General features: G+C 25.5%; 17 protein-coding genes. All 17 read left to right on the forward strand.

Annotation, left to right across the window (positions count from 1 at the left end; translation table 11 throughout):
* Positions 1–9 precede the first annotated feature (9 nt).
* The 17 genes from HMPREF3045_RS07930 (at position 10) to rlmN (ending at position 14887) form a co-directional block, all read left to right on the forward strand.
* On the forward strand, positions 10–393 hold the full coding sequence (locus HMPREF3045_RS07930; protein WP_070738467.1) for a prepilin-type N-terminal cleavage/methylation domain-containing protein: 384 nt from the start codon (positions 10–12) through the stop codon (positions 391–393).
* Complete coding sequence (locus HMPREF3045_RS07935) at positions 390–1085, forward strand: prepilin peptidase (protein WP_070738470.1); 696 nt, start codon at positions 390–392, stop codon at positions 1083–1085. The genes HMPREF3045_RS07930 and HMPREF3045_RS07935 overlap by 4 nt, the downstream gene beginning before the upstream one ends.
* A 7-nt stretch (positions 1086–1092) precedes the next feature.
* The gene (locus tag HMPREF3045_RS07940) at positions 1093–1500 is read left to right on the forward strand and encodes a type II secretion system protein (RefSeq protein ID WP_070738472.1); all 408 of its coding nucleotides are present in this window, start codon (positions 1093–1095) and stop codon (positions 1498–1500) included.
* On the forward strand, positions 1493–1807 hold the full coding sequence (comGE, locus tag HMPREF3045_RS07945) for a competence type IV pilus minor pilin ComGE (protein WP_070738474.1): 315 nt from the start codon (positions 1493–1495) through the stop codon (positions 1805–1807). The genes HMPREF3045_RS07940 and comGE overlap by 8 nt, the downstream gene beginning before the upstream one ends.
* Positions 1804–2274 carry a type II secretion system protein gene (locus HMPREF3045_RS07950; RefSeq protein ID WP_070738476.1) on the forward strand — a complete coding sequence of 157 codons (471 nt, stop codon included), beginning with the start codon at positions 1804–1806 and terminating at the stop codon, positions 2272–2274. The genes comGE and HMPREF3045_RS07950 overlap by 4 nt, the downstream gene beginning before the upstream one ends.
* The gene (locus HMPREF3045_RS07955; protein WP_070738478.1) at positions 2271–3176 is read left to right on the forward strand and encodes a hypothetical protein; all 906 of its coding nucleotides are present in this window, start codon (positions 2271–2273) and stop codon (positions 3174–3176) included. Before HMPREF3045_RS07950 ends, HMPREF3045_RS07955 begins: the two co-directional genes overlap by 4 nt.
* Before the next feature lie 11 nt (positions 3177–3187).
* On the forward strand, positions 3188–4375 hold the full coding sequence (locus HMPREF3045_RS07960; RefSeq protein ID WP_070738480.1) for an acetate/propionate family kinase: 1188 nt from the start codon (positions 3188–3190) through the stop codon (positions 4373–4375).
* Between the two features lie 69 nt (positions 4376–4444).
* The gene (rpmF, locus tag HMPREF3045_RS07965) at positions 4445–4624 is read left to right on the forward strand and encodes a 50S ribosomal protein L32 (RefSeq protein WP_004838552.1); all 180 of its coding nucleotides are present in this window, start codon (positions 4445–4447) and stop codon (positions 4622–4624) included.
* A 48-nt stretch (positions 4625–4672) separates the two neighbouring features.
* Positions 4673–5647, forward strand: coding sequence for a phosphate acyltransferase PlsX (gene plsX, locus HMPREF3045_RS07970; RefSeq protein ID WP_070738482.1), 975 nt, complete (start codon positions 4673–4675; stop codon positions 5645–5647).
* Positions 5644–5868 (forward strand): acyl carrier protein, encoded by a 225-nt coding sequence (locus tag HMPREF3045_RS07975; protein WP_004838554.1) that lies wholly within the window; start codon positions 5644–5646, stop codon positions 5866–5868. The genes plsX and HMPREF3045_RS07975 overlap by 4 nt, the downstream gene beginning before the upstream one ends.
* Positions 5868–6584, forward strand: coding sequence for a ribonuclease III (gene rnc, locus HMPREF3045_RS07980; RefSeq protein ID WP_070607148.1), 717 nt, complete (start codon positions 5868–5870; stop codon positions 6582–6584). Before HMPREF3045_RS07975 ends, rnc begins: the two co-directional genes overlap by 1 nt.
* A complete protein-coding gene (locus HMPREF3045_RS07985; protein WP_070607151.1) occupies positions 6577–7653 on the forward strand; it encodes an elongator complex protein 3 in 1077 nt (358 codons plus the stop codon). The genes rnc and HMPREF3045_RS07985 overlap by 8 nt, the downstream gene beginning before the upstream one ends.
* Positions 7640–11170, forward strand: a complete 3531-nt coding sequence (smc, locus tag HMPREF3045_RS07990; RefSeq protein ID WP_083316599.1) for a chromosome segregation protein SMC — start codon at positions 7640–7642, stop codon at positions 11168–11170. The genes HMPREF3045_RS07985 and smc overlap by 14 nt, the downstream gene beginning before the upstream one ends.
* Before the next feature lie 11 nt (positions 11171–11181).
* On the forward strand, positions 11182–11646 hold the full coding sequence (def, locus tag HMPREF3045_RS07995) for a peptide deformylase (RefSeq protein ID WP_070738484.1): 465 nt from the start codon (positions 11182–11184) through the stop codon (positions 11644–11646).
* On the forward strand, positions 11618–12577 hold the full coding sequence (gene fmt / locus HMPREF3045_RS08000) for a methionyl-tRNA formyltransferase (protein ID WP_070738486.1): 960 nt from the start codon (positions 11618–11620) through the stop codon (positions 12575–12577). The genes def and fmt overlap by 29 nt, the downstream gene beginning before the upstream one ends.
* Position 12578: 1 nt before the next feature.
* Positions 12579–13859: a 16S rRNA (cytosine(967)-C(5))-methyltransferase RsmB gene (gene rsmB, locus HMPREF3045_RS08005; protein WP_070738488.1), complete on the forward strand. Its 1281-nt coding sequence runs from the start codon at positions 12579–12581 to the stop codon at positions 13857–13859.
* The gene (rlmN, locus tag HMPREF3045_RS08010; RefSeq protein WP_070738490.1) at positions 13856–14887 is read left to right on the forward strand and encodes a dual-specificity RNA methyltransferase RlmN; all 1032 of its coding nucleotides are present in this window, start codon (positions 13856–13858) and stop codon (positions 14885–14887) included. The genes rsmB and rlmN overlap by 4 nt, the downstream gene beginning before the upstream one ends.

The following is a 14887-nucleotide window of genomic DNA, read 5'->3' on the forward strand; positions in this document are numbered from 1 at the left end:
GAGAAGTTAATGTTTAATAATATAAAAAATAAAAAAAGAGGATTTACTCTTATTGAATTAATTATTGTAATTGCAATTATAGCCATACTTGCAGCAATAGCTATACCAAAATATCAAAAATCAAAAAAACAAGCGGCAATAACTGCTCATAATGCGAATGTGTCAATGTTAAAAACTGCAGCTAGCGTAAAACTAAATGAATTAAATGCAAATGATGACGAAGTAACTTGGACAAAAGAAAGTGAAGATGCACTTCAATATGTAGAAAAATGGCCTGAGATTCCAAAAGGAATTGGACTAGAAGCAAGTGAATATAAGGTAACCATTAATCCTAAAAATTCAACAATTACAATTGAGCCTAATACAATTGATCTAAAAGAGAAAAATAAATGATTAATATAATTTATTTTTTCTTGGGAGCAATATTCGGTTCGTTTGCACATTTATTGTGTGATAGAACTCTTAGAGGAGAAAATATTGCCTATCCGCCAAGTCATTGCTCATTTTGTAACAATAAAATATTAAAAAGAGATCTTATACCTATTTTTTCTTACATAAATTTAAAAGCAAGGTGTAGATTTTGCCAAAAAAAGATCCCATTTTCATATATTCTTTATGAAATAATAGGGGGTCTTTTATTTATATTTGCTATGAAAGAAAAAACTTTTATGGAAGGAAGTTTGATTTTTTTATCTCTAATTTTTTCTTTTGTAATAGCTATGATTGATTTGAAAAGCATGGAAATATATATGGGATATGTTTATATTTTAGCTTTTGTTGGATTAATATATAGAATTTGTTATTTGGGATTTGATTTTGAATTTTTTTTAATTTTTTTGATTTTTACTTTCCTATATTTTTTAATTTATTTTATATCGAAGAAAAATATAGGAGATGGAGATTATTTTTTCTACATTAGTCTTTTTCTGTTTTTAAAAAATGAAAGAATTTTATATTTAATTTTAGGCTCTATTTGGATTGGAGCGATTTTTGCAATCATAATAGCTATCAAGAAAAAATCAATGAAAATAATGATTCCATTTTGTATTTATATATTTATAGCTTATCTTATAGGGCTTATGTGAGGTGTTTATGAAAAAAAGAGCTTTTACATTAATCGAATTAATAGTCACACTTGCAATAATTTCTTTGATTTCAAGTGTGATTTTAATAAAATCAGGTTTGATACCAAAACTTCAAGAAAGAAAAGAAATTGAAAACCTGCAAGCTGATATAAATTATTGCAGAGAAAAATCTCTAGTCACAGGTTATAAATACAAAATAAATATAGGTAGTAATAAATACGAAATAAAAAGAGCTGATGATAATGAAATGGTAAAAGAAGTTTATTTTAAATATATAAAAGCAAACTCAAAAAATACTTTTGTATTTAGGCCAACAGGAAGTGTAGAAGGAGCAAGTACGATTTATTTTTATTCCTCTAACAAAAAATATTCTATTATAGTATCGCCTATTGCTGGAAGGATAAGATATGAATAAAAATAAAAAAGGATTCACATTGATTGAAATAATTATTGCTCTAGCCCTTATAAGCATAATAAGCATTTACCTTCTTCCATCACTTTTTTCGATTTATGAAAATTCTAGAAAAATAAAAGATGATTCTAAAATTTTATTTACAATGCAAGAAGTATTAGAAAAATCAAAAAATAGAGATGAAGGAGAATATGAAGATTTAGAAAATGGCTTTAAAATTAATACAAGAATAGAATCATATAAGGAAAATTTGAAATATATAGAAGTAAGATGTGATAAATATAATTTGGAAGTGGTGGTAAAAAAATGAGAAAAAAAGGCTTTACCCTCTTAGAATTAATTTGTGCCATAGCCATCGGATCAATCCTTTTAGTTTTAATAAATAATATTGTAAAAACAAATCTTTCAATTAGTCAAAAAACTTATGAGGACGAAATTGACTATAAAAATTCAACAAATTGTATTTTGTATATAGAAAATGTTATAAGAAAATCAGACAAAATAATTGACTTTAAAAATGAAAATAATTTCAAATTATTAATTATTGAAGGTAAAAATAAGTCTACATATAGGTTTGAACAAAATGGAAAAAAATTATACGTTTATATCAATAATTTAAAGTCAAATAGTCAAAGAGAAATAAAAATCCCAATAGGATATTGTAGTGATTCAAAAATATCTTATGATAAAAATGAGGATTCATTTTCAATAGATATTGATTTTTATGAAAAAGAAGGAAATTCAAATTACAAAACTTATATAAGGAGGCTTGAATGAAAAAAAGAGGGTTTTTATCCATTTATGTTCTGATAATTTTACTTCTTTTATCAATAAGCCTAAGCTTTATATACGAGCAAGCAATAAATAACAATGATTCAAATAAGGACTTGTACGATAGAAAAAAAGCAATTTACGAATTAGAATCACTTTATTCCATAATTGTAGATGATAAAAAAACTTTGTTGGAAGATGTTGAGATAGTAAATAAAAATGATGACAATTTGTGGCATCCATTTTATTTTGATTATTTTGATAAAAAAGAAGAAGTAAAAATTCAAAAACAAAATGAAAAAGAATTTGTACTAAGAAGTGTAAAAAATATTGGAAATTCAAAAGCTATATTAGAAATGGTTTTGGATTTAAGAAATAAGTATGCGCTAAGAGAAAATAAAAAAATAATACTTGATGAAAATTTCGACGAATTTTACAAAAATTTAAAATTCAAAGAAAATAAATTTGAAGAATTTGAAAATTTAAACTTAGAAAATGATTTAGAAAATCGATTTTTAAAAATTAATGACCAACTTCTTGTAAAAGAAGAAAAAATATCAAATGAAATTTCAAGTGATGATAATTTAGAAAAAAATCAGAGCAATTTATCAAATGAAGAAAAAAATTTTTCCAATAAAACTAAGACACCAAGACGAATTAGTGGTATAGTAATTATTGGTAAAGATTTGATTTTGGAAAATGATTTAGTTTTGGATGGTTTGCTTATAATAAAAGGCGATATTATTTCAAAAAATAATAGCAAACTTATTATAGCTGGGCAATTAATATCAAAAAATGATTACACTAATATAGTTGATTATTCATACAATAAAGAAAAATCACTAGATTATCTTGATGATATAGAAAATCCAAAATTTATTGAAATTAAATCAAAAAAAGTATTTTAATGGAGGAATAAATGAAAATATTAGTTATCAACTGTGGATCTTCATCTTTAAAATATCAATTATTTGATATGGACAATGAAGAAGTTTTAGTAAAAGGTCTTGTAGAAAGAATTGGAATAGATGGCTCAAGACTTAAACAAGAAAAAGGCGACGACGAATATATAATTGAAGAAGATATGAAAGACCATACTGAAGCAGTTAAACACGTATTTGATGCTATAACTGATAAAGAAAATGGTGTGATTTCAGATTTATCTGAAATAGATGCAGTTGGCCACAGATTTGTTCATGGTGGAGAAAAAATTACAAAATCTGTTGTAATTGATGACGAAGTTAAAGAAGCTGTAAAAGAATATTCAAAATTTGCACCATTACACAATCCAGCAAATATGATGGGACTTGAAGCTTGTGAAAAACTTCTACCAAATGTAAAAAATGTTGCAGTGTTTGATACAGCATTCCACCAATCAATGCCAGAAGAAAATTTCCTTTATGGAATTGATTATAAATACTACGAAGACCAAGCTGTTAGAAAATATGGTTTCCACGGAACAAGCCATGATTTTATTACACAAAAAACAGCAAAAGTTTTAGAAAAAGATCAAAAAGATTTAAATATGATTTCATGCCACTTGGGAAATGGATCTTCAATCTGTGCAGTTAAAGAAGGAAAATCATTTGATACAACAATGGGACTTACACCACTTGAAGGACTTGTAATGGGAACAAGAAGTGGAGATTTAGATCCAACAGTTGTAACATTTTTGATGAATGAATACGGATATGATACAAAAAAAATGGACAATGTCCTAAATAAAGAATCAGGAGTTCTTGGAGTTTCTGGAGTATCATCAGACTTTAGAGATCTTGAAAATGCTGCAAATGATGGAAATAAAAGAGCAGATATTGCTTTAAAAATGTTTGCTAACAGAGCAAAAAGATATGTAGCAGGATACATGGCAGAAGTAGGCAATGTTGATGCAATTGTATTTACTGGAGGAATCGGAGAAAATTCAGCAACAATGAGAGCTGATATAATGAAAGGCTTTGAACAATTTGGAATTAAAATTGATCCAGAAAAAAATAATGTTCGTGGCGGTTGTCATTTAATCTCAACTGACGATTCAAAAGTAAAAGTTTTTGTAATAGCAACAAACGAAGAATTAATGATTGCAAGAGACACTAAAAAACTAGTATAGCTTGACAATTTTAACATTTACTTATATAATGTTTAAGATTGCTAAAACTCATAACTAGGAGGTGTTAGAATGGCAGTACCTAAGAGAAGAACATCAAAAACAAGAAAAAATAAAAGAAGAGCTTCAGCTTACAGATTAAATAAATCAACTTATGTAGAGTGTCCAAATTGTCATGAACCAATGTTACCACATAGAGTTTGTCCAAGCTGTGGTTATCATAAAGGCAAAGAAGTTCTTGAGTTAAATTAAGATAGTGGTAACACTATCTTTTTTTAATATCAAAAATAAGGGGAAATTATGAAGATAATTATAGATACTTATGGAGTAGATGACGGAATAAAAATTCCAATTGAAGGTGCAATTAGTGCTTTAAAAGAAAAAGATTTTGTGCCAGTTTTTTCTGGAGATAAAGAAAAAATAGAAAAAATTATTGATGGAAGAATAAAATCCTACGAAATAATAGATGCTAAAGACAAAATTGAAAATAATGAAGATCCAGTAAAGGCCATTAGAAGAAAAAAAGATTCTACAATGGTTAAAGCCTTTGAAAAATTAAATGAAGATGGTTACAATGGATTAGTTTCTGCAGGCTCAACAGGAGCAATTCTTGCAAGCGGATTATTTATTTCTGGAAGAATTAAAGGAATAAAAAGAGCTTGCATTGCAACAAGCCTACCAACTTATGAAAATACAACTTTATTATTGGATACCGGGGCAAATATGGATTGCAAAGCAGAATTTTTAAAAGAATTTGCAATAATGGGAAGTGTTTTTGCAAAAAATGTACTTCATATAGAAAATCCTACAGTTTCACTTTTAAATGTTGGAATCGAAGAACACAAGGGCAACAAATTAGCAAAAGAAACTTACAAATTATTGGAAGAATCTTCAATAAATTTCAAAGGAAATATTGAAGCAAGAGATTTGTTTACTGGCAAGACTAATATAGTAATAGCAGATGGATTTGACGGAAATATTGCTATAAAAACTGCAGAAGGTGTAATTAGTCTTTTCAGTAAGGAAATTAAAGATGCAATTTACAAATCATTTTCAACAAAAATTGGGGGAGCCTTGATAAAAAATTCTTTAAAAGAAAATTTATCAAAATATAACTCAGATTCTATAGGAGGAGCTCCACTTTTGGGAGTAAACCAATATGTTTACAAGGCCCACGGCAATTCTAATGAAAAAGCATTTAGCTCAGCTATTTTAGGCCTAATCGATTATGTAAATACAAATACAATAGAAAAAATAAAAGGAGAATTAGAATGATAAGAGAAGAATTAATTGAATTAGTAAAAGAAAATTTAGATATTAATGAAGATGAAATTGATTTTGAAAAAGAAATCACAGCTTATGACATAGATTCAATTGATATGCTTGATTTTATTATGGCAATTGAAGATAAGTATGACATAGAATTTTCTGATGACGAATTAGATGAAATCGAAAAATTTTCAGATGTAATATCTTTAATAGAAAGCAAAAATTAATGAAATTGAGTAAAGAAAGATTAGAAGAAATTGAAAAACTTGAAGAGAGTATAGGCTACATTTTTAAAAATAAAAATCTTATTGATGTAGCCCTTACTCACTCTTCTTATATTAATGAGAGCAAGGATGAAAATAAATCATCAAACGAAAGATTGGAATTTTTGGGAGATAGCATTCTTGATTTAATTGTAAGCGAAGAACTTTACAAAAATCACAAAACATATCCAGAAGGAAAATTGACAAAAATAAGATCAAGGATAGTTTGTACTTCATCTTTTTCAAAAGCAAGCGAAAAATTTAATTTATCTTCATATTTGTTGTTTGGAAAAGGAGAAGAAAGTCATAATGGTAGAGAAAAAAAATCTGTAAAAGCAGATACTTTTGAGGCTTTTTGTGCTGCAATTTATCTTGATGCAGGATATGATTTTCTAAAAGATTTTTTAATGAAAAATTATTATGAAATTGTAAAAGAACTTCTAGAAAATGACTTGCTTTTTATTGATTACAAAACAAAATTACAAGAATATTTTAACAAGACAAACAGAATAATTTTAAAATATAAACTTGTAAAAGAAGAAGGACCAGAGCATAATAAAACATTTTATATGGAAGTTTCAGCCAAAAATAAAAAACTTAGCACTGGCAAGGGAAAAAATAAAAAAGAAGCAGAACAAATGGCAGCAAGAATCGCTTATAAGAAGTTGACAAATGAGTAAAAAAGAATATATAATACCAATTTTTATACCATTTTTGGGTTGTCCCCACGATTGTGCTTTTTGCAATCAAGTCAAAATTACAAATTATAAGGACAATATTAATAAAGAAAATACTATAAGGCAAATTAATCAATACTTATCATATTTTCCAAAAAATGAAAATCTTAAAGAAATTGCATTTTTTGGTGGCTCATTTACAGGTCTTGATGAAAAAGTAATGATTTCTTATCTTGAAATTGCACTTAATTATAAAAAGAAGGGAATTATTGATAGAATCAGATTATCCACAAGACCTGATTATATAAATAATTCTATTCTTGATATATTAAAAAAATATGAGGTTGATGTAATTGAACTTGGAATACAATCGCTTGATAATGAAATATTAAATGCAAATGAGAGAGGTCATAGTAAAGAAGATTCAATTAGGGCAAGCAAATTAATAAAAGATTATGGTTTTAAATTAGGTCATCAAATAATGCCAGGTCTTTATAAGGATTCTTTTGATAAAGCTATCAAAACAGGATTAGAGTCTATTAAAATGAATCCTGATATGGTAAGAATATATCCAACTTTGGTTATAAAAGATACAAAACTTGAAAAATTATATAAGGAATGTTTATATAGGCCTCTTAGCTTGGATGAAGCTATTGAAATATCTAGTAGGCTTTATATGATTTATTCATACAAAAAAATTCCAGTAATAAGAATAGGACTTCAACCAACAGAAAATATAAATGAAAAAAAAGATGTTGTTGCAGGGCCTTTTCATCCTTCAATTAGACAATTGGTTGAAACAAATATTCACAAAATTTATTTGGAAGAATTAATAAATAAGTATAGGCTAAAAAATAAGATAAAAATTCATATATCAAACAGAGAAATTTCAATAATAGCTGGAAATAAAAAAGCAAACAAAAATTATTTTTATAAAAAATACGGCTTGATTATAAATTTTGAAAATGACGAAAATAATTATATAGAGTATGAGGATAAAAAAATATCCTATGATATTGAAAATTTTATGAGAGAATTTGTAGAAAAAACTTACGGTGGTGATTTATATTAGATTAGAAAGTGTTGAACTTAAAGGATTTAAGTCCTTTGCTAATAGGACAAAAATAAAATTTGATAATCAAATAACTGCTGTAGTTGGTCCAAATGGTTCTGGAAAATCAAATATAGCAGACGCCATAAAATGGGTTTTGGGTGAACAATCAGTAAAATCTTTGAGAGGAAAGAAGATGGATGATGTAATCTTTCAAGGAGCTGATGATAAAAAACCTATGAATATGGCGGAAGTAAATCTTTCGTTTAATAATAAAGATAGGGCTTTGTCTAGTGACTATGATATTGTAAAAATTTCTAGAAGAATTTTTAGAAATGGCGACAATGAGTATAGGTTAAATGGAAAAAGAGTAAGACTTAAGGATATTAAAGAATTATTTTTGGATACAGGTATTGGGAAAGAAGGATATTCTGTAATAGGTCAAGGAAGAATTGATGAAATTTTGAATTCATCAAATCAAGAAAGAAGAAATATATTTGAAGAAGCAAGTGGAATTGCAACTCACAAATATAGAAGAGAAGAATCTCTAAAAAAATTATCTAAGGTTGATGAAGATCTTGAGATAATTCAAAGAGAATGGGACTACAAAAATAAGGATAAAAATAAGCTTGAAATTGAGGCGAAAAATTTTGAAAAATATATTGAAATTGATAGCTTGCTTAATGAAAAAGCCTATTTATTTTATGCAAATAAATCGAAGTCTTTAAACGAAAAAAATAAAGATTTAATTGAACAAATTGAAATTTTAAAAAATAATCAAGAAGAAAAAACTAGAGAATTTGATAAGGTAAATGAATCTTTATTGCCAATAGCAGAAAATATCAGAGATTTAGAAAATAAATATAAAAATCTTAACCAAAGTATTTTAGATAATGAAAAAAATATTGATAAGTACACTAATAATATAAATCTTGATAGGCAAAAATTGGCTTATAACAAAAAAGATTTAGAAAGAAATAATAATGATTTTAAATCGTATGATGAGAAATTTAAAAATTACGAAATTTCACTAAAAAATCAAAAAGATAAGCTTGAAAATACAAAAAATATAATTAAAAATTTAGAAGAAAAAAATAAAAAATTATCTGAGAAAAAAGATGAAAGCATTGCTTTATTATCTTCAATACAAAAAGAAATTGAAAGACTAAAAAAAGAAGGCGAAGATTTAAATAAATTAATATATGACTATGATATAGATCAAAAAACAAGAACAATTCTTGAAAAACAAAGATTTGAAAATAACAAGATAATCAATGAAAAAATTCAAGAACTAAATTCTGATTTGTTAAATATTAGCAAAGATTTAAATGAATTGGAAAATAAAAAAGAAAATCTTTCAAAAGATATTGAAGAAAAAAATACAAATCTTGAAAAGATAAAAGAAAAAATCATAAATGAAATAAATAAAAAAGATGATTTGGAAAAAGCAATCAACCAAAATAAACTTTCTTGCAAAGAAGAAATATCAAATTATAAGATACAAAAGTCTTTGATGGAAAGAAATGAAGGGTATTTTTATTCTGTTTCAGATTTTTTGAAAAAAACCAAAAATACAGAGATTGAAAAATTATATATAAATACCCTAGCAAATCTTATAACTGTAAAATCAGGTTATGAAGAAATAATTGAAAATCTTATAGGTCAAGGGCTTCAAAATATTGTAACATGGTCAAAAAAAGATACTAGGGAGATAATTAATTTTGTAAATAAAAATAAGCTTGGAAGAATTACATTTTTACCTTTGGATTCAATAAAACAAAATAAAAAAGCTAGAGTTGAAGAAAAAGAAGTTATAGCAATGGCTTATGATTTGGTTAGTTTTGATTCAAAACTTGAAAATATTATTAATCATTTTCTTTCAAATACAATTGTTGTAAAAAATATAGACGATGCTGTAAGCTTATCAAACAAAATTAAGGGATATAGGATAATTTCTTTAAATCTTGATTTAATTAATACTTGGGGTTCAATGGTTGCCGGAGTTAATAAGGCTAGAAAATCAAATATTAATATCCTAAATAGAAATAAAAAAATAAATGAAATTAAGTCTAGGATAAATAAATTAAGAAATGAAAGAAATGACTTATTAGAAAATTATAATTCTTTAAATATAAAATTAGAAGAAAATCAAAGATTAAGGCAAAAAAAGGAAGATGAATTAGTAAAAGTTAATGAAAATTTAATAGATATAAGGTCAATTTTTGACAAAAAAAATTATCAAAAGCAAAGTCTAATTCAAAGAATTGACGAGTTAAAAGAATCTTTGAACGAATCAAAAGAAGAAGAAAATTTTAAAGATATAGAAAAAATCAAATTAAAACTTTCAAATGTAAAAAAAGAAGATGAGATTTTAAAGGAAAAATCTATTGAAAATAGCAAACTAATAAATGATTTATCCAACGAAATATTTAAAAACAAAAATAGTATTGAAATAAATACAAGAGATTTAAATATTTTAGAAAATAGGATAAATGAAGATGAAAATAGTCTTTTGAATTTGAAACAAAATATAGAATTCAATCAAAAAATGAAAAAATCCTTAGAAGAAAGTTTGATAAATTTAGAAAAAGAAATAAGTGCTTGTGAAAATAAAGTTGTAGATACAAAAGAAAGAGTAAAAGAAGACGAGAAAAATAAAATAAAGATTTCTATGGAAATTGATGAGAAGAAAAACTCTAATCATAAGTTATTATCTCTATCTAAAAATATAGAAAATGAATTAAATGAATATTCTATGAAAATAGTGAAGTTTAATTACAAACTTGAAGCTATAAGCAAGGATTTGAAAAATTTAGAAGATGAAATTAGACCATTTATTTCAAAATCGCTAGAAGATTTAAAAGAAAATAATTACGAAAATTCTTCAAAGCAAATTAAAAAGGAAGAATTATTTAATCTTCAAAAAAAATTGACTCAAGTCGGATTTTTTGATGAAAATTCAAAAGAAGATTTTGAAAAAGCCTACAAAGAATTTGAATTTTTAGATAAGCAAAAAATTGACCTTGAAAAGTCCAAAAAAGATATTGAAAAAATGATAAAAAAACTTGAAGAAGATATGAAAGATGAATTTATCAAAAATTTCAATATAATAGATGAAAAATTCCAAAGGATATTTAAGGAATTGTTTATGGGAGGAAAGGCAAAGCTAAGACTTGATTCAAATGATTTATTGGATGCTGGAATTGATATATCCGCTTGCCCTCCAGGAAAAAGTACAAAAAATATAAGCTTACTTTCTGGTGGAGAAAAATCACTAACGGCTGTGGCTTTATTATTTGCAATATTTGAAACAAATCCTGCTCCATTTTCTTTATTAGATGAGATTGATGCGGCTATGGACGAATCAAATATAAAAAGATATATAGATTATTTAAAATCCTTATCTGACAAAACTCAATTTATAATGATAACTCACAGACAAACTACCATGCAATTGGCAGAAAAAATTCATGGAGTTACAATTGGTGACGGTGGAATTTCAAAAATTTATTCGATAGATTTTGATGATGAAAAATAGAAGGAGAAAAAATGGCAATTAGAAATATAAGACAAGTTGGAGATCCTATTTTAAGAAAAACTTCAAAAGAAGTGAAAGAAGTTAATGATAGAATTAAAATTTTATTAGATGATATGGCAGAAACAATGTATAAGGCTGATGGAGTTGGACTTGCAGCACCACAAGTAGGACTTTTAAAAAGAGTTATAGTTGTGGACATTAGAGATGAAGATGGTTTGATTAAACTTGTAAATCCAGAAATTATTGAAAAAGATGGAGAACAAGTTGGGGTTGAAGGTTGCCTTTCAGTTCCAAATTTCAATGCAAATGTAAAAAGACCTGCCCATGTTGTTGTAAAATATTTGGATGAAAATGGAAATGAGAAAAAAATAGAGGCTGAAGGCCTAAAAGCTGTTGCTCTTTGCCATGAAATTGATCATTTAAATGGGATTTTATTTATAGATAATTATGAAGAGGAAGTTAAATTTGACGAATAAAATAAATATATGTTTTATGGGAAGTCCAAAGTTTTCACTAGAAACTTTGGATATTCTTAATAAAAACGAAAATATAAACCTAAGTTTAGTAGTAAGTGGAAAAGATAAAAAAAGAAATAGAAATAAATTTAAGCCAACAGTGGTTAAGCAATATGCTTTGGATAATAATATTGAAGTTGTTACTCCAGATAGTGTAAACACAGATGAATTTATAAATTTATTAAAAGAAAAAAATATTGATTATATAGTAGTAGTTGCTTTTGGTCAGTTGATAAAAGAAAAATTATTAGAAGAATATAAAAATAAAATAATTAACTTGCATCCATCATCTTTACCAAAATACAGAGGCTCTAGTCCAGTACAATTTAGCCTATTAAATGGTGACAAAAAAACTCATGCATCAGCTATGCTTATAGAAAAAGGAATGGATTCTGGAGATATTTTAAATCAAAAAGAAGTTGAAATAAAGGCTGAAGATGATTTTACATCTTTAAGTGAAAAACTATCAAAAATTGGAAGTGAAGTTATACTTGAGTCTGTATTAAATTATGATGATTTTATGAAAAATAGAATAAAGCAAGATAATGACAAGGCAACTTTTACAAAAAAAATTACAAAAGAAATGGGAAAGATTGATTTTAATCAATCAAAAGAAGAAATAATAAATAAAATTAGAGCTTTTGTAGAATTTCCAAAGGCTTATTTTTCATATAAAAACGAAAATGTAAAAATTTTAAAAGCAAGCCCAATTGAAATTGAAAATCCAAAAATATCTTTTGTATATAAGGCTAACAAAAATGACAAAATTATTATTGGCTGTAAAAATGGTGGGGTAAGAATTGAAAAAATTCAATTTCCAGGCAAAAAAGCTATGGATACAAAATCTTTTTTACTTGGAAATGATTTTGAAGAAGGAATTTATTTAGGATAATATGGAAGATTTTAAATTAATATTAGATGGCCTTTATAGAATTTCCTACAAAAATGAAAAATCTACAGATATTATTAATGAAATAGCAAAAAAAGTAGAAGACATTTCCTATATAACAAAAAACATATATGGAGTTTTGGAAAATAAGTTATATCTTGAGTACATTTTGGCAAAATTGTCAAAAATAAAAGTGAAAAAATTGGACAAAAAGGTAAAACTTATTTTGTTAATTGGAATTTATAATATTCATTTTTTAGATAGAAAAAATTATGCAATAGTAAATGAATTAGTAAATCTTACCAAAAAAGTATCTTTTAAATCAAAATCTTTTGTAAATGCTATTTTAAGATCTTATATAAGAGATGAAAAAAATTTATCAAAAATAAATATAGAAAATGATGAAGAATTTAATTCGATAAAATATTCCATGCCTTTGTGGATTATAAAATATTTAAATGATTCATACGGGAAAGATTATACTCAAAAATTTTTAGATTCTTTGAATAAGGAAAGAAAATTATCTATAAGGATAAATAAAACAAAAATCACAAGAGAAAAATTAAGAAATCTTTTGGAAGATAGGGGATATATTGTAGAAGACTCTTTGATTTCGACTTTAAGCCTTGTAATTAAAAATCCTAAGTCTTTGGCAAGCACAGAAGAATTTAAAAAAGGATTTTTTACTATTCAATCAGAAGCTTCCATAAAAGTTTGTGAGATTCTTAATCCTAAAAAAAATTCAAATATTTTAGATATATGTGCAGCTCCAGGAACAAAGACATCTTTATTAGCTGAGCTTTGCGACAATTCATCAAAAATAATTGCAAATGATATTTCTTTTAATAAATTATCAAAAATAAATGAAAATATTAAAAGATTAGGACTAAAAAATATAGAAATTACAAATTTTGATGCTAGTATTTTAAAGGAAGAATACAAAGAAAAATTTGATTATATTTTATGTGATTTGCCATGTTCTGGTCTTGGGGTTATGGATAGAAAACCAGAGATAAGATATAATAGGACTATGGAAGATGTTATTAGTCTTTCAAAACTTCAAAAAAATATTTTGGATAAGGCTTTTTTATATTTAAAAACAGGTGGGATTTTGGTATTTTCTACTTGTACAATTGGAAGTATTGAAAATAAAGATAATTTCAATTATTTATCCAAGAAAAGAAGGCTTAAAAATATAAAAATTAACGGAAAAGATTACTTGGAATTTAATAGTTTTGAAGATGAAACTGATGGATTTTTCTTGACGAAATTTGAAAAGATATGATTATGAAACAAACAATAAATGACAAAACCATCAAAGAATTAGAAGAAATTTTTCTAAATTTAGGATTTCAAAAATTTAGGGCAAAACAAGTTTTTAGGCAAATTCATGTAAATAAAATAAATGATTTTTCTAAAATGACTGATTTGTCAAAAGATATGAGGGAAAAATTAGATCAAATTTTTTATTTTCCAAAGATTAAAATTTTAAAAGAATTTAAATCTAACTTTGACAAAACAAAAAAATATTTATTTGAACTTGATGATGGAAATATTATTGAAGCTGTTTTTATGGAATACAATAATAGAAATACAATTTGTATTTCGTCACAAGTAGGATGCAAAATGGGATGCAAATTTTGTGCATCTACTAAAAATGGTCTTGAAAGATCTTTATTAGCATCTGAAATAATAGAAGAAATTTATCTTTTAGAAAGAGAAAATTCAGATATTAATAATATTGTTGTTATGGGAATAGGAGAGCCTTTAGACAATTTTTCAAATATAGAAAAATTTATTAAAATAATTACAGATGACAATGGAAGAAATTTATCTCACAGAGCAATAACAATTTCTACTGTAGGACTTGTTGATAAAATTTACAAGCTTGCAGATTTGGGATATGATATTAATTTGGCTGTTTCTCTACATTATGCTTTTGATAAAAAAAGAATGGAATATATGCCAAGTGCAAAAAAATATAAAATAAAAGACATTGTTAAAGCTTGTGATTATTATTTTGAAAAAACAAAAAGAAGAATTTCTTATGAATATGTTGTCATAGATGGGGTAAATAATTTAAAAGAAGACATTGATAAATTGGAGAAACTTTTTAAAGGTAAAAATATTCATATAAATCTTATTCCTTTAAATCCAATAGAAGAATTTAAGTATTCAAAAACTAAGTCTAATGTAATGGATCAATTTCAAAAAAAATTATCAACTAGGGGTTTAAATGCAACTATAAGAAGATCAATGGGCTCAGATATTGATGCATCATGTGGACAACTTAGAAATAACTATGCGAGGTAG

The sequence above is a fragment of the Anaerococcus sp. HMSC075B03 genome (assembly GCF_001815585.1).
Taxonomy (GTDB): domain Bacteria; phylum Bacillota; class Clostridia; order Tissierellales; family Peptoniphilaceae; genus Anaerococcus; species Anaerococcus vaginalis.